Below are 15,954 nucleotides of genomic sequence, written 5' to 3'. Positions count from 1 at the left end.
AGAGATTGTGGACGGCGTACAGTGTTCGGGTCAAGAGGAGGTAGGGATGACGACGGCCCAGCGCGGACGGCCCGGCCCGCGGCGCACGCTGACCGACGAAGCGATCGTGACGGCGGCCCTTGAGCTGCTCGACCGGCGTGGCGCCGACGCGGTGTCGATCCGGGGCATCGCCGCCGAACTCGGGGTCGCCCCCAACGCGCTCTACACGTACTTTCCCGACAAGGCAGCCGTCCTGCGGGCCGTGGCGGACCGCCTCATCGGGGAGTACGACCTGGGCGCACTGGCCAATCCGGCCCGGCCCTGGCGGCAGCGCCTGCACGACCTCGCCCTGAGCCTGCGGTCCCGGCTGCTGGACCACCCGGGTGCCACCGCCATGCTCCTGGGCGCCCCCATGGACGGCCCCCGCGCACTGGCCCTGGGCGAGGCACTGCTCGCCGTCGTCGGCGAGGCCGGACTCGACGAACGTGACGCCGCCCGCGCTTCCTACCTGCTGATCGTCTACGTCCTCGGCTCGATCGCGCTGGAGGCCGCGGAAGTCGAACCCACCCGCCCCGCCCCGCCCGAGGCCCAGCGTGTCGCGGCCCGCAAGGCGGCCTTCGACGCGGTCCCTGCCACGACGTACCCGCTCACGGCGGCCAGCGCGGACGTGATGTCCCGCTACATCACCACCGAACAGTTCCGCTGGGGTCTGGACCGGGTCATCGACGGCTTCGCCGGGCCGGCTGCTGCGGCGCACCAGTAGCCCGTCGCACGGCGTAGAACGCGGCAAGTGCGGCCTTTGGAGGCCGGCTCGTAGGCCGGCCGACGGCACATGGCGGCCCATCCCCACGGCCTGGCCTGTCGCAAGGCAGGCCGTGGGGATGGGCACCCCCGGTTTCGCCTTCGCTTGGCTGTGCGGCGTCCACACCGCCCTGCACTGGTGGCATGAAGACGCCGTCCGCGGCCCCGGCCTTCCATGGCGCAGCGGCCGCCACTTCACCCCGACACTTCTGGGCAGGCCCTCGCTGATCAGGTCGGAGGTAACCAATCGAGGAAAGACCCGTTCCTCCCGCACGCCCTGGCGGTCCCGACCGGTTCACCTCCGCTCGCGCGGAGAGGTTCCCCCGCTCCTCGGACGGGCCCGACGAGGTGGCGCGGTTCGCCTCCGCTCGCGCGCAGAGCACGTCAGCTGCTCAATGCGCTTGGCCCGTTCCTTCATCCCGCCTCCGCTGGCGCCCTGACCGGAAGTGGTCACCAAAGTGGCGCTGATCGTCCTCGCGCCGACTGGAGGTGACGACGCATCTGTTCGGGGCGGGGAGGGGAAAGCCTGCCGGCCGCGTGCAGCGCTGGGCATGGCCGCGCTCCGCGGCGACCGCATTCGGGTAGGCGGTGATGCGCCGAGGGCGACAGGCTCGAGACCCCAGCGTGACCACCTGCGTCGGCCCGGTGCTTCTGGTGGACCGTCAATCCCGGCGTGTGTGGCAAGATCCGTCCGATGAGCCATGCAATTGCCTATCCGGTCTTGGAAACGAGGGACCTGACCGAGGCCCTGGACGGCGCCCGGCGGCTGCTGCGGATCGCGGATCTGGAGCAGGCTGAAATCTGGGCGTACGCGAGATTGACCACCGCCGACGAAGTGCGGCGGATGCGAGAGGCAATCCCGGCAGCCTGGTACGCACGCCAGTTCGACGCCGCGCAGGTCGCCGGGGAGGAAACCTGCTTCGTCGAGGGCCCGGACCTTCCCATCGACACCGCCGGCCTGGCCGGACTGCTGCCGTTGGAGGCGGCCGTGGAAGAGATGCCGCTTCGCGACATCCCTGAGGGCTTCGAGGAAACGTTCCTGTCCGCAATGGGCGCGGGCCCCGGTTCCCTGGCCTGGTGGTGGACCACCTGGCCGGCCGTACCCGCACTCGGTCTGCCGCCGGATGCGAAGCACGGCGAGGTGCAGATCGCGGTCAATAGCGCGGACCTGTACAGGCAAGTCCCCGCCGATTCCCACACTCTGTTCGTTCACGTCAGGTCGAGCCAGCCCGAGCGCGCCGAGTGGCTCGCGGCACAAGCCGGCCTTCAAATCATCGGCCCCGGCATCTGGGACGGCTGAAGCACTCCGCCGGTTTTTCCTGTCGGCAGGGGTTCGTCCTGAACGCCGGCCGAGATACGCGAGGTTTCCAGGTCGCTGACCGACGCCTGCGCCAGGCAGGGTGACAACTGGGCTGACGATCGGCGGTGGTGACGCCGCGCGAGCACCCGAGGCCGTGGCCGTCCGGCTCGACGGTGAGACCGCTGGGCGGCTCGGGGCTCGGCGCCTGCGGCCGTCGGGCCCGCCGCACCTTCGCGCAGACCACCCGGCTCCTGGAGGTCTGCCTCCTTCGCGAAGGCCGCATCCGCGCGGCGACGCCGGAGGGACTGGAACGAGGCCGGCGTGTGGCAACGGCTCCACGAGGTCCTGCTGGCCGAACTGAACGCAGCCTCCCGGCTGGACGGGTCCCGCTGCGTGGTCGGCCCTTCCCACGTCCGAGCGCTGAAAGGGGGATCCACACGGGCCCTTCGCCGGTTGACCGGCGCCGGGCCGGCTCGAAACGCCACCTCATCACCGACGGACACGGCACCCCGCCCGCCGTTCTGCTGACCGGCGGCAACCGCGATGACGTCACCCAGCTCCTGCCCTTGCTCGATGCGATCCCGCCGGTCCGCGGCCGGGTAGGGCGACCGCGCCGCGAACACGACTCCCTTTTCGCCGACCGCGGCTACGACCACGACATCTACCGCGATCACGTCCGAGAACGTGGCCCCGTGCCAGCCATCGCCCGCCGTGGAACACGGCACGGCACCGCCTGGGCACCTACCGCTGGGTGATCGAGAGAAGCCTCGCGTGGCTGCACGGCTTCCGACGCCTGCGGATCCGATGGGAACGCAGAGCCGACATCCACGAAGCGTTCCTCAAACCCGCCTGTTGCCTGAGCACACACCGACAACTCAGCTCACTGCGTCAGCCGTCGTAAAGGAGACGGGAGTGGCTACGCTGGAGGCAGCGCGCGCTCCCTGCGGTTGCGCTTCTCCATAGCCGCGCCCACCCAGATGCACCAGGCGACGCAGCTGGCCAGGAGGAGGAAATAGGTCATGAATCCGATGCCGTCGCCGACGAGCGACAGCACCAGTGCGGGGGGCCCGAAAACGATCAGCGGGCCGATGACCCACCAGGTCAGATATGTGCGCAGGATCTCCCCACCGACGAGTGGCGTCTCCTCGTGCACCGCGTAGTGGGTGACCGAGGTACTGCCGTTCCCGTACTGTGTGTAGGACGAGTCGCCGACGGTCAGGCGATGCCGACGCAAGGGGATCACCGGCAGAAAAAGCAGCACGGCCCACTCGGTGGCGTGGTGGCTGCCGTCACGATTCGGGTAGCTGAAGCCCCGATATGTGGTGCCGAATCCGTTCCACGTGGACATCCTTCGCATCCTCCTCGCCGTCTCCGGCCTGAACTGTCTCACGTGTGGTGGGACTTTGGGATCGGACCAGACGTGATCTGTACGTCGTAGGACCTGTCCAAGACCCCTCTGGAGACCCACGGGAAGGCCAAGTACGCCGGCGGATCGCGTCGAGCAGGGGCAGCAGTTGGGTGACGTCCGGTGCGGTTGCCGCCGGTCAGGAGGATCGCGAACGGGCTGCGTCCGGCAACGGCGTGCGGCCCGGACACCGGAAACAGCGCTCACGCTGCGGCAGCAGCGGCTCCAGGCGGTCCCACAGCGCATCCGAGACGATCCACGGCGACGTCCCCACATCGAGCCGAACGCTCAACTCCTGCCACAGACACGCCAACCAGCGCCGATCCACCTCATTGTGTTAGCCGTTGTACGGGCTTGCCGGGAAACAAGTCGTGGGTTCGGGCTCCGGGGATCGTTGTCGTGGTATGGGGAGACTGGAGGGGATCGAGGCGGTCCTGGCCGCGAAGTTCCAGGCGCTGTTCCCGCATCTGGGCGAGCGTCAGCGTCGGCTGGCCATAGGGGCGGAGGCTCGGTCGTTGGGGGCATGGCGGGAACAGGCCCGTCGCCGCTGAGGCCGGGGTCCGGGAGGGCATTGTCTCGCGCGGAGTTGCTGAACTGGACTGTGGCCAGGCCCTGTTGGGGCGGGTCCGCCGTCCCGGGCGAAGGTCGGAAGATGGCGCCTGAGCTGGACGAAGGGCTGCCGCCGGCGCTGCTGGCGTTGGGCGAGCCGACGAACGGGGCGACCCCATGTCGCCGCTTCGCTGGACGACGAAGTCGACGCGGAAGCTGGCAGCAGAGCTGACCCGGCAGGGCCACCGGGTCTCCGGCTGACACGGTCGCTGGCCTGCTGTGGGAGGGCCAGCCGGACTCGATGAGCACCAGGTCCGCCGCTACCCCTCCTGGACCCGCTGGGTCACCCTCGCCATGCTCGCCCACGCTTTCCTCGCCGTCGTCCGCGCCGACAACACGCCCACCACCCCGGGCCAGGTGAGCTGAGCCCACTCACCTGCAACGAGATCCAGCGCCTGTTCTTCACGCTCGTCGTCCAGCCCGTCCACGACGCGGATCACCGGCTCAAATGGTCTCACTGACGACGTCGTCACCAGGACCGATTACGTGTCCTTCGGCGGCTGGAGAATCTCGGCACCGGCTGCTTCTGCTCGCTCCGCCAGGCTGTCGACGTCCGGCACGAAGACATGCAGCGTGACGGACGTGCCTCCGCCGAGCGAGGTCGGCGCGGCGAAGGAGGCGGCTTCCGCCTCGTCCACGCTGGCGTCGCCCAACATCAGGGTCGACCGTCCTATGGTGATCTCGGCGTGCAGAATGCCGCCGCCCGGAGCGTCGATCCTGAAGTCCTCACGGGCACCGAACGCCCGCTGTAGAAATCGATCGCCGCGGCGGCGTCGTGCACCATGATGTGCGGGATCACGGCATAGCGGTAGCGGTCGGGGATCTCGATGCGGGCTGTGCGCTCGGTCACGGCGAACCACCTTGAAAAGGCACCGCTGGTTGGTTCCTGCGGCTCTGGGAGGAACCTAAAAGCTCAAGTTTGGTTGAGGTCAAGCGTCGATGTGGCCCTGCAAGTGCCTACCTGCAGGGCGCCTGCAGGCCCTGCCAATCGGAAGGCGCAGCCCGCCGACTCAGCCGTTCATCCGCCAACAGAAGCGTTGAGTCACATCAGGCATGAAGATCACGATCTACAGCTTGAGTACTAGGCAGCGGGCCGGGGACCTCGTGCAGTTGGGCAACGCCGGGGAGGCAGCGCCGCCCAGACCGTAGTTGAGTTCCCCGTCTCCCCAATCGTCTTCGCACCTCGCGGACCACCGACTGGGACGACGACTTCAGCCCTCTCCACGCCGCGGGTTGCTGACGCGTAGCGGGCCCGGAGTGGTCACGCTGCGTCGAAGCCGGACCGAGGCCGGACCTCCACGACGAAGTCGGCATCCTTCAGCTCGCCCGCCTCGTCGTGCCAGAGGAAGACCCGCGCGTGCATTGCTCGGCTCAGGCTGGCCCGCTCCCACTCGGTCATGAGGTCGCTGACGATCAGGCCGATGGCGTGCTTGGCGCCCTCGGCCGTGTCGGGAACGGTGATCGCGCCCTGCCACCGTCCGGGGTCGCTGCCGTACGGGCGCCAGCCCTCGGACCCGTGGGGCTCGAACACCCCATACGTCCAGTCCGTATTGGTGTCCATAACATCGATCGCGTCACCGCAAGGAGTCTCATGCGCCGCATCGGATCGACGCCCGCCGAGCGCGGGTCCGTCGGAGCGAACAACTGCCCTGACGTCCTGGAAATGGAGAACGGTGACTTCCTCGTCATCGGCAAGCGCCACTTCCTGACCGCACAGGAGGTGGAGCGGATGAACGAGGTGGGCGCCTCGATCGGCGAGGACGAGTCAGTGGTCATGATGCCCCGCGACTGCATCCTGGCCGCCGTGAAGCAGCTGGAGTCAGAGGGGGTCGCCGGCTGACCAGCGCCGATCGGGCCCTTTCGGCGTCCTCACATCCGCATCGCCCTCCTGAACTGACCGCCCCCCGGCGCCAGAGCCCCGGCACCCGCGCGAAGGACGCGGCCCGGGGCACCCCGGGCGTCGCCGGCGAGCGCAAAGGGCACCGCTCGCCGAGCCCACCTACAGGTCTAGGTGGGCGGTGCCCGACGTCGACGCCGCACGCCGAGCACGCCACGGCACCCGGGACTGCAGTACCTCCAGGGCGCCGAATACGTCCAGCTTGCACGCGTCTCGCTCGCCGGGGCACGCACGAGGCGTCAGCTGGTGCTCTTCGAGGAAGTCACCGACGCGTACATCACCGCCGAGCAGGCCACGCGCATCCAGGACCGGAACAGCATCCTGGTCCGCGACTACCAGCTTCCCAGCACCAGCCACCGCCGCGCCCCGGCTCGCCGGGCGGAGCGCGAGCACCGCGTCCACAATGCCACCGGCCTGGACCGGCTGCACGAGGTCCTGCTCGCCGAGCCCAACGCCGCCTCGCGGCTGGACCGGTCCCGCTGTGCAGTCGACTCCTCCCACGTGAGGGCCTAAAAGGGGGCAGCTCACAGGCCCCTCGCCGGTCGGCCGGGGCCGGGCTGGCTCCGAGCACCACCTGATCACCGATGGGCACGGCACCCCGCTCGCGGTCCTGCTGGCCGACGGCAATCGCAACGACGTCACCCAGCTGCTGGCCCTGTTCGGCGCGGTCCCACCGGTCCGCGGCCGCGTCGGCCGGCCCCGCCGCAGACCGACTCACTCTTCGCCGACCGCGGCTACGCCCACGACAGCTACTGCGACCAGGTCCGCGCCCGAGGCATCGTCCCGGCGATCGCCCGCCGCGGGACCCGGCACGGCACCGGCCCGGGCACCTACCGCTGGGTGATCGAGCGGACCTTCGCCTGGCTCCACGGCTTCCGCCGCCTCCGCATCCGCTGGGAACGCAGGACCGACATGCACGAAGCGTTCCTCAAACTCGCCTGCTGCCTGATCACGCACCGACAACTCAGCTCATTGTAGTGGCCGTTGTTATAGGAACTCGTCTCCCATACTCCGGCAGGGCACCCGGCCCCCACCCACTGCACCACCGAGAGCCGCCGCTCATTGACCCGCCGTTCCAACGGCCCGTCTTCGACTCGAAGTGACGTACGACGGCGGTATGGTGCCAGTCCTGCTCGTCGGCGACGGGCGGGTCGTGTCAATCGCTCGAACGAGCGGCCTGACGTGACTGCAAGCCGGTTGGACGGAGAACACCGGCACCAGCCTCGTGCTCGCTCACCATGACGACATCACGCTTTGAAAGTCAGTAAGGTGTCTGTGGCCACAAACCTCCGAGATCCTACTATCACGCTATCTCCTGGGCTTTCTTCTCGCGCGCAGTGTCAGAGCAGGGCTCTGCTAGAGCGGGGCCCCCACTGTGATGAGCACCCGTCGAGCGCAGTACGACGAAGCACAGACGGAGGGTTCGGACAGCGTCCCTGCCGAGGCCCGTAGCATGAGCGGCAAGATCGGTGCCCTCGGCACGCTAAGCGACCACTGCTGCTCTGTCCTTCGAGCTGCAGCTTCACCACTATCTTCATCGGCCACTCACCTCAGCTCCCATCCCGTACGCCGTCGACCCACACACCGTGGAGCAGGCGTGGTTCATGGCGTCCAGGTGGAGCGCGCCACTGTACGAAAGACCTGGACGCCATGGGCCGCGTCTGCTCGGCTCTGCTGGGTTGATGGTGTGCGGGGTGGGAGCCCCCAGCTTCCGCCACGACGGACCCGCAGTCGGCGACGGCGCCCCCTCAGTCCGCCGCGTACGGGGCCGCAAGAGGCGGCGACAGGGCAGGGATGCGGGAGCTGACGGGGGAGGCCGCCGCCATCGCCGCGAAGCTCGGTGGCACGACCGTCCTGCGCGATCACGGTGGCGGCTTCAGCCCGGCCACTGTCCAGCTCCATCGCATCTCTGCCGAGTTCTCCACCGGCGACTTCTGCGCGACTTTGGCTGCCGCCCGTGCCCTGCCGCCGCGGAGTCTGCCCAGCCTGGAACGCCGGGCGCGGTACTACACCGACGTGGCGGCCGCGCTGGCGCAACGCGGACGCAGGGACGACTGTGTGCGTGCGCTTTTGGCCGCCGAGCACCAGGCGCCTCAGGAGACGCACTCCCGCCCTGCGGTGAGGTCTCTCATCTCCAGGTTGCTGCTGTCCGGCCGCACCACACCGGAACTCCGGGCCCTCGCCGCCCGGGCCGGCCCTTTTCTGACCGAGCCGTGACCTGGTGGGGGGGGCGGGCGCTGCGGCCGCAGCCGCGGGAGCGGAGCTGACGGGGGCGAGCGACGCGGTGACCGCCGCGGTGACCAGGGCAAGCTTCGAGTGGGACGGATGCAAGCGCTCATCTCTCTCGATCGGCAACGAAGCTGACCAAGGCAGGTAGCGGCTCTAACGCGCCGGTGCGGGCGTACCGTCAGCGGCATCACTGGGATGGCGGGTGGAGGTTCACCGGAGAAACGAACCACCCACGGCCCGCCACTGCTTGGGGCGACTGCTCGCCCGCAGGGAGCGGTGGCGTCACTCACTTCCGCGAGCGTGATTGATTCACAGCGCCGTGCTGGCCCCATGCGCGTCGCTCACGGTCTTGCCTGGCGCCTGTTCAGCTCCTGGTCGGGCGGTGGCGCTGTTCGACCCTGAGCTTGGCCTTTTCGGTGGCGGTCGTGCGGCTGAGTCCCCTTGGTCACCGGTCACCGGTCGCCGGTGGCCGGTCTTGGGTATCGGCTGTACGCGCGCCCCCGCAATGGTCCCGACCAACCCAAGGCCAGGGCATAGCTTTGAGTGATACATGCTGCGTGTCTGCGGTGCGTGAGGTGCGAGACAGGGGGGAACCGTCCATGACGTGCGGCGCGCCTATGCCCCTCATTTCATGGAAGTAACTCATGTTCTGTGTGCTTGTATGGCTGAAGTAAGGGCATGCGGTGGCCAGGAGGTTGATAACGATGGTTCCCCTGCTTCTGGTTCTTCTGCTGGCTCTGATCCTCTTCGGTGCGGGCTTCGCACTGAAGGCACTGTGGTGGATCGCGGTGATCGTGCTCATCGTGTGGCTGCTCGGCTTCGTCGTCCGCTCCGCGGACAGCGCAGGGCGCAAGGGTCGCTGGTACCGCTGGTAGACGAAAGACACCCGGCGCGAGGAGGCGCCACGCGCGAGCAATGAGTGGGCCCGGCCGACACGGCCGGGCCCACTCGCGTGAAATGGAAGCTTCCTTGCGGCGGTTGGGAGGGATCGGGCTTATCGGACGCACCGCAGGGTAGGTGAGCCTTGCACCTGTCCCGCAGACGCAGCAGTGGAACCCTGCTCCTCCTGTCTGCGGGGCAGGTGCGTATCGGGCGTGCATCCGGTTCGGGGTGGTCAGGCCACCCAGTTCGGTCCCGGCAACCGCTCCACAGACAACACGCCCTCCATCTCAAGCGCGGTAATGCCGGCGGCCCGCAGCCAGGGCACGGCTGCGGGCCCGGACACGGCGGCTTGGTCAGCAGCCGCCGCACCGCCTTCCTCATCTGCCGGGGTCCGCGACCGTACCGAGCGACTCAGCTTCCCTGTCGTGCATTTCAGCGTGAGAGGGCTGGCACTCAGAGCTTTTCGACCTGGCCATGATCCTGGCGGGCATGCCGGACGCCCTGGCCCAAGCCGGCGAGGACCTGTACGCCGTCATCATCAACGTTGCCGTCACGCATGGATGGCTAGCCGCATCCACGGAGAGGACGGCTGCGAGGGATGCCACGGCAGCCGCGGCCCCCGCCGGCCACGACTGGGAGGCCTGCATGCGCACCCTCACACAGATGCCAGCCCGACATCACCAAGTGGTTCGACCGAGACGTGTGGACCAGCGTCTTGAACAGCACTGGCTTCACCCGGAACGCGCCTGCCGCGCACCCCGCGCGCTGCGCACGGCACGCGAGGCGCGCGTGCCCTTTTCTTGGTCAGGCGACAGGCGGAAGCCGAAGAGCGCCTGAGGTGCGGCAGGCGTAGGGGTATCCCCCACCCGCCCGAAGCGTTAGATGACGCGCCTGCCGCACCCATGAGCCTGTCTACGCGCCGGCGGCGTTCTCGGCAGCGGGTCACGGCACTCGGACAGCGCTGCCCCCGTGGCAGCACCGAGGTCTACTTGATGTCCGTCTTCACGACGTACGGGGTGTCCTCCTCCAGGGTGTGGAACGCGAAATCGCATCCACGTTGGCTCTGTTGAGGCCGTACTGGATCAGCTACTCCGGCGCCGGCCGACGACGCTCCTCACCCTGCCGCCGCTCAGTCTCGCGGCGTTCCTCGTCGGCGATCCACTGGTCGATAGCAGCGAGCTGGCGGACGGTGTGCTCGGCGACGACGCGTCGGGCGAAGCGGAGTGCGTCGAGCCACGAGAGCTGTTGATCTTCCATATGCCTGTGTCTGGCTACCCGACCACACGGCTGCGGTGACGGGGCTCTCTGGTTCACCCGACGTAGATTCGGATGTTGGAACGGCTCCGTCAGATGCATCGATCCCTCGACTGACCCTGCATCGGCAGCGATCATGCTCGGCTGCAGGCCCGATCAGATCGGCCCATCCGCACGGTGCCAGGGACTCACTGTTCGAGCAAAGGAGCAGCCGGCCACCTGGCCGCGCGTCGATGCCAGCGTCGAGGGGCGCGGCGTACGGGTCCTCGGCGACCGGTGGGCTGCGCCGTCGGCCGGGGCCGACCGGCCCGCCGAGGTAGTTGCTTCCTTAGTGGGCTCCACCGTTGCCTGGACAGTAGGCTGCACCGTTGCACCGAGAGTTGCAGCACCCTCCGCGCACTTCCCGCGTTCGCCCAGCCCACCCTCCATGGGCAAGCCCTCCACCCTTCCCGACACCTCTTTCTCCGCGTGAGTCGGAGGAAGAGGACGTGGTTCAGCACGGGCCAGCCGAGCCCAGAGCTCAGCCCATCCCGGCTCCGTCCGGCCATCCCGCGGGCGCTCGGCCGGCTGCGGCTCCGCTGGGCCCGCCGCCGACCAGCCCAGGGGCGCTGCGGGCGGCGGCGCGCACTCGCGCGCGTGGCGTCGCGCGAGCCGCTGACCAGCGGAGAGCGCGGGTCGCTCCGGCGCCCGCACCCGATGACGGTGAACGAGACGGTCATCGCGCTGATCCGTCCGAAGCCGAACCTGGACCTGGTCGCGGGGGAGCCGGCCGAAGCGGTCGCGGCCGCGCGGGCCGCCGTCGACGCACCCGACGGGATCGGCACCCTCGCCTCCTACGCCACCGAGGTTGCGCTCCCGGTGAAGGGCACCTGGAAGAACCCCGCGATCGGCAGTGCCCGCGCCGACGTCGTCCTGACCGCCCCGGAAGCCGGGGTGCCGCTGCTGTTCATCGAGGTCGACAACTGCACCGAGGAAGCCTCGGTCAGGTCGAGGGCCCGGGCCGCCCCGACGGCGGCCTGTCGGCCGTTGATCTCTACAGCACCGTAGAAACTGGCGGCGAGACGGATAAGTTCCGGGCATTTCGCAGAGGTTCGCCGACGGAGCAGCCGCCGCGCGTCTGGCGGCCCGGACCCGGCCCGGAAAGATCAGCTCCTAGGATCTTCGGTATGGCGAAACGGAAGGTGCACCGGCGGGCGCGCAAGATCCTGGACGAGGAGCCGTCGGCCCTTGTCTGGTGCGGCCTGCACAAGGACATCCCTCAGCCGCCCAAGGAGGTTCACCGGGCGGCGGGCAAGGGGCGGCTGAAGCCGGGCCGGCACTGGCTGTACTACATGGGCCTGGTCCTGGCGGCGGTGATCATCATCCCGTGGTTCCTGGTTGACAAGCTCGACGAGCTGCTGACCTCCAAGCGCGCACGTCAGGACCTGATCGGCCGGCGTGCCGACCGTGAGCCGACGACGCAGCGCGCCGACGGTGACCGCCACCGCCCCCTGGAGCCGTCCGACGACGTCTTCGACGGCGACTGGAGCCTCACCGCCGGCCAGGTGTTGCTGCGCTGGTACGGGCAGTCACCCAACCCCAGGCGCCTGTTGCTGCTCACCCGCGACCGCATCTGCCTGGCCGCCTCGCCGGGGCGGCGTCTGTCGCCGACCAAGGCCGACGACTTCGACATCGTCACGGAGTTCACGCACGGCGAGGCCCGGATCCACCGGGAGCCGGGCCAACGCCACTTCTTCCTGCGCTTCACGGACGGTTCGTGGCTCAACCTGGGGCGGCTGGCCGACAGCGAGGATGCCGACCACTTCCTGAAGACGGTCAGCTCCTGACGCACCGGCCGCCCGCTGGGATCAGCCCTCGTCGTCCTCGTCGTCCTCGAAGAAGTCGCCGATCTCGGCCACGACTTCGGCCGCGACCATGCCGCCCACGACGCCGACGGCGAGCCCGGCCGCTGTAAGACGCAGGTTGCGTGATGACCCTTCGGGGTGCTCAAGCCGGTCGCGGGCGGCGGCCTGGACCTCGGGGACGCGCACGGCCTGGACGAGGCTGCGGGCATCCTCCCCGCGCTTCCACACGAGGCCCGCCATCGCGCCGAGCGCGGTGCACAAGTCGCCCTTGATGCCCAGGTCGCCGGAGACCCAGGCGCGGGCGAGCCCCAGCTCGCCCGGTTTGCACAGCATGCGGCGCAGCGCCCCGCGGTTGCGCACGACGAGCGCCGGGACACCCGGCGGCCCGGCCTGTGAACCGTCCCAGGCCCGCACCCGTAGCTGCCGCCGGGCCCAGCGCTTCCAGCGAGACGCGGTCGGCCGTGCGGGCCAGTCCCGCATGCCCGAGGGACGGCGCAGTGTGCGCGAGGCACGGCCGGTGGTCAAGTCCCGAGATCTCCCGGCATGACCCCCCTTGAGGAACCTAGCCCTAATGGATGCAAGGCACTCGCCGACACCCCCGGCTTCTACTTCTCAGGATGTGCATCACCATGACTCGTCTCCAGCGCCTGGCTCTGCTCGCCGCCTCGACCACCGTGATCACCGGTGGCGCACTGCTTCCCACGGCCGCGTTCGCCGCCCCGTCGGGCCCGCCCGCCGCAGCCACCGTGATAGACCCCAGCGGCGGCGATACCGGCACCGTCGGTGCCTCCGGCAGCGACGCGGGCACCGCCGCACAGTGGACCCCGACCACCGATGAGGAGAGCGGTATCTCGATCGCGCTGCCCGGGGAGGCTACCGCCCAGTCGGACCCGCTGGACGGCCGCGAGTATGCAGTGCAGACCGAATACGGCGCCGTCGGTTTCGTCGTCTACGACGGTGCGGGCATCGATCCGCAGGAGCTGCTCACGCGGCAGCTCGAACTCATCAACCAGGAAGCCTCGTCTTCCGGGGCCCAAGCCAGTGCCACCAACGCCACCGAGACCGCCACGGACGAGGGCACCCAGCTCGACGTGGACCTCGTCGGCGGCAACCTCTACGGCCATCTGATCTACGCCCCCGTCGACGGCCACATGCTCATGATCTATGCGGTCGGCTCACCAGACACGAAGGACGCCATCCAGGCCGACCTCGAACAGCTCATCGACACGGTCCAGGCACCGACGGGCGGAGCCGGCACGACGGACGACGCGCCCGCCACGGCGAACGACTCGGACACGGCTTTCGACACGCAGAGCACCTGATGGAAGAGCGCCTGATGGAAGAGCGTCCCGGGGCCCGATCCTCAGTGGATCGGGCCCTGTCCGCTGTTCACAGGCGGCTCAGCATGAGCGAGAGGGCGTTCAGCGCTTCCTGGCGATTCTGCCCCGGGGAAGAAGCGCGCTGCACGATCGTCTGCAGCAGGAACTGCCCTTTGCGGCCGATGACACTCGTGTAGTAACTGTCCAGTTTCTCTCCGGTGGGGCCGCTCACCGTATGGCCTTCCTCGGCGGATACGACACCGTCGAACCCCTTCACCGTGGAAATGTCGATCTGCCGGATGCCCTCCCAGCGCAGCTTGGAGTTGGCTTTCGTCTCCTTTTCGCAGTGCTTCGCGTCCGACCGGTACCGGGCGGCATCGGCCTGGGCGGAGCCGGCATCCCGGTAGACGACGACCTTGGACGTGGCAGACACGGTCTTGTTCGCCTTGTCGACGTTGCGGTCCAGGTCGGCCAGCATGTTGACGCCTTCTTGGGTCACCAGCTGGCAGTCATCGTCGGCGAACTGCACCGACTTGTCCTCGCCCTCGTACTGGCTGCTGCTCCGTACGTAATCGGGTCCCCAGTCCACAGGCGTCAGCGCCACTCGCCTGGCTACCTCCCGGGCCTTCGTAGGCGTATCGACGGCCGGTGTGCCCTCCCCGCCGCGCCGCGTCAGCACCAGCGTGACCAGCACCGCCGCGACGACCGCCACCGCTGCCGCGCCGACCAGTACGTCGGACCTGCGCCACCAGGGGCACCCAGCAGGTGCCGAGGCCACGGTGGGCGGCCCCAGCGGGCCGGAAGGAGGGCCCGACGGGGGGCCGGGCGGCGGTTGGATGCTCACGTGCGTCGTCTACCACCCGCCGTCACACCGCCACTGACGGCGGGCACGGAGATCACCCTCAGACGAAAGGGGTTGGTCGTGATGGCCGACCGATGCCTTCCGGCAGGCCCGCGGCGAGGCCGTGAGCGGCAGGGCGACCGGTCCGCGCGCCTACGCAGGCTGAGACGCCCAGGTCCCCAGACCGAGAACATCGTCCGCGGCTGACGCTCCGCTGGCCCAGAAAGCCCCTGTAGAGTGGCACCACCGACGCGGGGTGGAGCAGCTCGGTAGCTCGCTGGGCTCATAACCCAGAGGTCGCAGGTTCAAATCCTGTCCCCGCTACGAAAGTCAGGGGGCCCGGCACCAGGCGGGCCCCTGACGCATATCCCGCCATGGCGAACCCCGCGCCGCCGTCAGCCCGGGGATGATGATGCACCAGGTGGCTTGGCCCTTCATCCCGCTATCGGGGACCTGGACGAGTTCATCAGCCGGTGGGCCGACTGGTTCGCCCAGGCGGTGACCGGCCGACTCGCCCACCCCAGCCGCATGCCCGAACGCCACCCCAGGGCTCCTGGAAGCGATGACCCCGCGAGGCCGCCTGGCGTCGGCCCCATTCGGCGCGGATGTGGTTGTACGGAGCGAGTGTGAGCGGGGATGTGAGGGCGACTGGGCAGGGGAGGGGTTGGGTGACAGCCTCTCGGGCTCTTCGCCGACCGTGGCCGGTGAGGAGCCCCTCCCTGCACTGCGTGTGATCTTCGCGTCGCGCTGAGGGCGTCTCGCCGTGCCGGTGCGGGCAGGCGTACTGGGTACCTCGCCCCTCCATGGAGACCAGTCATGACGACCTCCCGCGAACAGCGGCCCCAGGCCGATGGAACGCGTGATGCCACGGTGGCCCGTCTTGAGCAGGAGAACGCCCAGCTGCGACATGCGGTCGACTCCCATGCGACGGTCGACCAGGCCATCGGCGTCCTCGTCGCGACCCACCGGCTCCCGCCGACGGCAGGGTTCGAGGTGCTGCGCGAGGTCTCCCAGCACACCAACATCAAACTGCACGCGGTCGCGAAAATCCTGATCGCCTGGGCGCTGGGGCAGCCGCTGCCGGAGCCGGTGGGCCAGGAGCTGGACGCGGCGGTGCGGCGGCGCTCACCTCGAGGAGAAGCCGGGGCCCAGCCCGAGTAGCGCGGTCAGGCGTTCAGGGCCTGCTCGATGGTGGGATGGCAAGGGATGACGGTGTCGACGCCGACCAGCTGCAGAACGCGCAGGACGGAGTCCTGGGCGCCGGCTATGCGCAGCCAGCCCTGCGCTTCACTCACCTGCTGGTAGGCGGCGACGAAGACGTTGATGCCGCTGGAGTCCATGAAGGTCACACCGCTGAGGTCCACCACGATCCGCGGCGCCACCGTGCTGTCCTCGGACAGCAGGGCTGCGCTGAGGACGTCCTTGACGTCGTGGTCGATCTCACCCTGCATGGTTACGACGCGGACGCCGTCGACCACTTCGGGCTCGACGGAGAGCCGGTCGGGCCGGTCGGCCTTCTGGTTGTCGGTCACCGTCTCCTCGACTGCGCTCAGGCTTGCCCGGGCAGGGCGTGCGCGGACGATTCTGCCCCACT

General features: G+C 69.2%; 16 protein-coding genes, 1 tRNA gene and 6 pseudogenes. 14 read left to right on the top strand and 9 right to left on the bottom strand.

Annotated features, from left to right (window positions below):
* The first annotated feature begins 46 nt into the window (after positions 1–46).
* The 3 genes and pseudogenes from JK359_RS35980 to JK359_RS35970 all read left to right on the top strand — a co-directional run.
* The gene (locus JK359_RS35980; protein WP_201843831.1) at positions 47–742 is read left to right on the top strand and encodes a TetR/AcrR family transcriptional regulator; all 696 of its coding nucleotides are present in this window, start codon (positions 47–49) and stop codon (positions 740–742) included.
* A 732-nt stretch (positions 743–1,474) separates the two neighbouring features.
* On the top strand, positions 1,475–2,080 hold the full coding sequence (locus JK359_RS35975) for a hypothetical protein (RefSeq protein ID WP_201843830.1): 606 nt from the start codon (positions 1,475–1,477) through the stop codon (positions 2,078–2,080).
* 291 nt (positions 2,081–2,371) lie between these two features.
* Positions 2,372–2,981: pseudogene (locus JK359_RS35970) on the top strand (IS5 family transposase); the annotation flags it as partial.
* 15 nt (positions 2,982–2,996) lie between these two features.
* Here JK359_RS35970 and JK359_RS35965 read toward each other — a convergent pair.
* Both JK359_RS35965 and JK359_RS35960 read right to left on the bottom strand, forming a co-directional pair.
* Complete coding sequence (locus tag JK359_RS35965; RefSeq protein ID WP_201843829.1) at positions 2,997–3,428, bottom strand: hypothetical protein; 432 nt, start codon at positions 3,426–3,428, stop codon at positions 2,997–2,999.
* 220 nt (positions 3,429–3,648) lie between these two features.
* Positions 3,649–3,798 (bottom strand): annotated as a pseudogene (locus JK359_RS35960) (IS5/IS1182 family transposase); the annotation flags it as partial.
* A gap of 91 nt (positions 3,799–3,889) precedes the next feature.
* On the opposite strand from JK359_RS35960, the pseudogene JK359_RS35955 reads away from it, so the two are divergent.
* Together JK359_RS35955 and JK359_RS40550 are read left to right on the top strand one after the other, a co-directional pair.
* Positions 3,890–4,320 (top strand): annotated as a pseudogene (locus JK359_RS35955) (ISAzo13-like element transposase-related protein); the annotation flags it as partial.
* An 8-nt stretch (positions 4,321–4,328) separates the two neighbouring features.
* Positions 4,329–4,460, top strand: a pseudogene (locus JK359_RS40550) (IS701 family transposase); the annotation flags it as partial.
* 116 nt (positions 4,461–4,576) lie between these two features.
* Here the strand turns inward: JK359_RS40550 and JK359_RS39575 are convergent.
* The 3 genes from JK359_RS39575 to JK359_RS35940 all read right to left on the bottom strand — a co-directional run bounded on the left by JK359_RS39575 (position 4,577) and on the right by JK359_RS35940 (position 5,655).
* Positions 4,577–4,810 carry a VOC family protein gene (locus tag JK359_RS39575; RefSeq protein ID WP_372445522.1) on the bottom strand — a complete coding sequence of 78 codons (234 nt, stop codon included), beginning with the start codon at positions 4,808–4,810 and terminating at the stop codon, positions 4,577–4,579.
* Positions 4,765–4,944, bottom strand: coding sequence for a hypothetical protein (locus JK359_RS39570; protein ID WP_236678982.1), 180 nt, complete (start codon positions 4,942–4,944; stop codon positions 4,765–4,767). Before JK359_RS39570 ends, JK359_RS39575 begins: the two co-directional genes overlap by 46 nt.
* 411 nt (positions 4,945–5,355) lie before the next feature.
* A complete protein-coding gene (locus JK359_RS35940; protein WP_201843828.1) occupies positions 5,356–5,655 on the bottom strand; it encodes a hypothetical protein in 300 nt (99 codons plus the stop codon).
* Positions 5,656–5,685: 30 nt separating this feature from the next.
* On the opposite strand from JK359_RS35940, the gene JK359_RS35935 reads away from it, so the two are divergent.
* The 4 genes and pseudogenes from JK359_RS35935 to JK359_RS35920 all read left to right on the top strand — a co-directional run bounded on the left by JK359_RS35935 (position 5,686) and on the right by JK359_RS35920 (position 9,095).
* A complete protein-coding gene (locus tag JK359_RS35935) occupies positions 5,686–5,934 on the top strand; it encodes a hypothetical protein (RefSeq protein ID WP_201843827.1) in 249 nt (82 codons plus the stop codon).
* Between the two features lie 480 nt (positions 5,935–6,414).
* A pseudogene (locus JK359_RS35930) lies at positions 6,415–6,969 on the top strand (IS5 family transposase); the annotation flags it as partial.
* A gap of 816 nt (positions 6,970–7,785) precedes the next feature.
* Entirely contained in the window at positions 7,786–8,208 is a 423-nt protein-coding gene (locus tag JK359_RS35925; protein WP_201843826.1) for a hypothetical protein, read from the top strand.
* A 716-nt stretch (positions 8,209–8,924) separates the two neighbouring features.
* Positions 8,925–9,095: a DUF5670 family protein gene (locus JK359_RS35920; protein WP_031174186.1), complete on the top strand. Its 171-nt coding sequence runs from the start codon at positions 8,925–8,927 to the stop codon at positions 9,093–9,095.
* A gap of 1,093 nt (positions 9,096–10,188) precedes the next feature.
* On the opposite strand, the gene JK359_RS35915 is transcribed toward JK359_RS35920, so the two are convergent.
* Complete coding sequence (locus JK359_RS35915; RefSeq protein WP_201843825.1) at positions 10,189–10,359, bottom strand: hypothetical protein; 171 nt, start codon at positions 10,357–10,359, stop codon at positions 10,189–10,191.
* Positions 10,360–10,992: 633 nt separating this feature from the next.
* Between JK359_RS35915 and JK359_RS35910 the strand changes: the two genes are divergently transcribed.
* Together JK359_RS35910 and JK359_RS35905 are read left to right on the top strand one after the other, a co-directional pair.
* Positions 10,993–11,403 (top strand): hypothetical protein, encoded by a 411-nt coding sequence (locus JK359_RS35910; protein WP_201843824.1) that lies wholly within the window; start codon positions 10,993–10,995, stop codon positions 11,401–11,403.
* A 119-nt stretch (positions 11,404–11,522) separates the two neighbouring features.
* Positions 11,523–12,182, top strand: a complete 660-nt coding sequence (locus tag JK359_RS35905; RefSeq protein WP_201843823.1) for a hypothetical protein — start codon at positions 11,523–11,525, stop codon at positions 12,180–12,182.
* Positions 12,183–12,353: 171 nt separating this feature from the next.
* Here the strand turns inward: JK359_RS35905 and JK359_RS35900 are convergent.
* Positions 12,354–12,620: pseudogene (locus JK359_RS35900) on the bottom strand (SAM-dependent methyltransferase); the annotation flags it as partial.
* A gap of 209 nt (positions 12,621–12,829) precedes the next feature.
* Between JK359_RS35900 and JK359_RS35895 the strand changes: the two are divergent.
* The gene (locus tag JK359_RS35895) at positions 12,830–13,522 is read left to right on the top strand and encodes a hypothetical protein (protein ID WP_201843822.1); all 693 of its coding nucleotides are present in this window, start codon (positions 12,830–12,832) and stop codon (positions 13,520–13,522) included.
* 67 nt (positions 13,523–13,589) lie between these two features.
* Here the strand turns inward: JK359_RS35895 and JK359_RS35890 are convergent, their stop codons facing one another.
* Positions 13,590–14,231, bottom strand: coding sequence for a hypothetical protein (locus JK359_RS35890; RefSeq protein ID WP_201843821.1), 642 nt, complete (start codon positions 14,229–14,231; stop codon positions 13,590–13,592).
* 379 nt (positions 14,232–14,610) lie between these two features.
* Between JK359_RS35890 and JK359_RS35885 the strand changes: the two genes are divergently transcribed.
* Both JK359_RS35885 and JK359_RS35880 read left to right on the top strand, forming a co-directional pair.
* Positions 14,611–14,684 (top strand) — tRNA-Met (locus tag JK359_RS35885).
* Positions 14,685–15,176: 492 nt separating this feature from the next.
* Positions 15,177–15,521, top strand: a complete 345-nt coding sequence (locus JK359_RS35880) for an ANTAR domain-containing protein (RefSeq protein ID WP_201843820.1) — start codon at positions 15,177–15,179, stop codon at positions 15,519–15,521.
* Between the two features lie 5 nt (positions 15,522–15,526).
* On the opposite strand, the gene JK359_RS35875 is transcribed toward JK359_RS35880, so the two are convergent.
* A complete protein-coding gene (locus JK359_RS35875) occupies positions 15,527–15,892 on the bottom strand; it encodes an STAS domain-containing protein (RefSeq protein WP_201843819.1) in 366 nt (121 codons plus the stop codon).
* Positions 15,893–15,954: the final 62 nt, after the last annotated feature.

Origin of the sequence: Streptomyces actinomycinicus, from assembly GCF_016741775.1 — a bacterium.
Taxonomy (GTDB): Bacteria; Actinomycetota; Actinomycetes; order Streptomycetales; family Streptomycetaceae; genus Streptomyces; species Streptomyces actinomycinicus.
The sequence above is the reverse complement of the archived record's forward strand: the minus strand, read 5'-3'. Positions and strand labels throughout refer to the sequence as shown.

Coding starts and splice junctions, on each gene's coding strand:
- JK359_RS35980 (WP_201843831.1), top strand. CDS start 47: ATGACGACGGCCCAGCGCGGACGGCCCGGCCCGCGGCGCACGCTGACC.
- JK359_RS35965 (WP_201843829.1), bottom strand. CDS start 3,428: ATGTCCACGTGGAACGGATTCGGCACCACATATCGGGGCTTCAGCTAC.
- JK359_RS35975 (WP_201843830.1), top strand. CDS start 1,475: ATGAGCCATGCAATTGCCTATCCGGTCTTGGAAACGAGGGACCTGACC.
- JK359_RS35920 (WP_031174186.1), top strand. CDS start 8,925: ATGGTTCCCCTGCTTCTGGTTCTTCTGCTGGCTCTGATCCTCTTCGGT.
- JK359_RS35935 (WP_201843827.1), top strand. CDS start 5,686: ATGCGCCGCATCGGATCGACGCCCGCCGAGCGCGGGTCCGTCGGAGCG.
- JK359_RS35895 (WP_201843822.1), top strand. CDS start 12,830: ATGACTCGTCTCCAGCGCCTGGCTCTGCTCGCCGCCTCGACCACCGTG.
- JK359_RS35915 (WP_201843825.1), bottom strand. CDS start 10,359: ATGGAAGATCAACAGCTCTCGTGGCTCGACGCACTCCGCTTCGCCCGA.
- JK359_RS35940 (WP_201843828.1), bottom strand. CDS start 5,655: ATGGACACCAATACGGACTGGACGTATGGGGTGTTCGAGCCCCACGGG.
- JK359_RS35905 (WP_201843823.1), top strand. CDS start 11,523: ATGGCGAAACGGAAGGTGCACCGGCGGGCGCGCAAGATCCTGGACGAG.
- JK359_RS35925 (WP_201843826.1), top strand. CDS start 7,786: ATGCGGGAGCTGACGGGGGAGGCCGCCGCCATCGCCGCGAAGCTCGGT.
- JK359_RS35880 (WP_201843820.1), top strand. CDS start 15,177: ATGACGACCTCCCGCGAACAGCGGCCCCAGGCCGATGGAACGCGTGAT.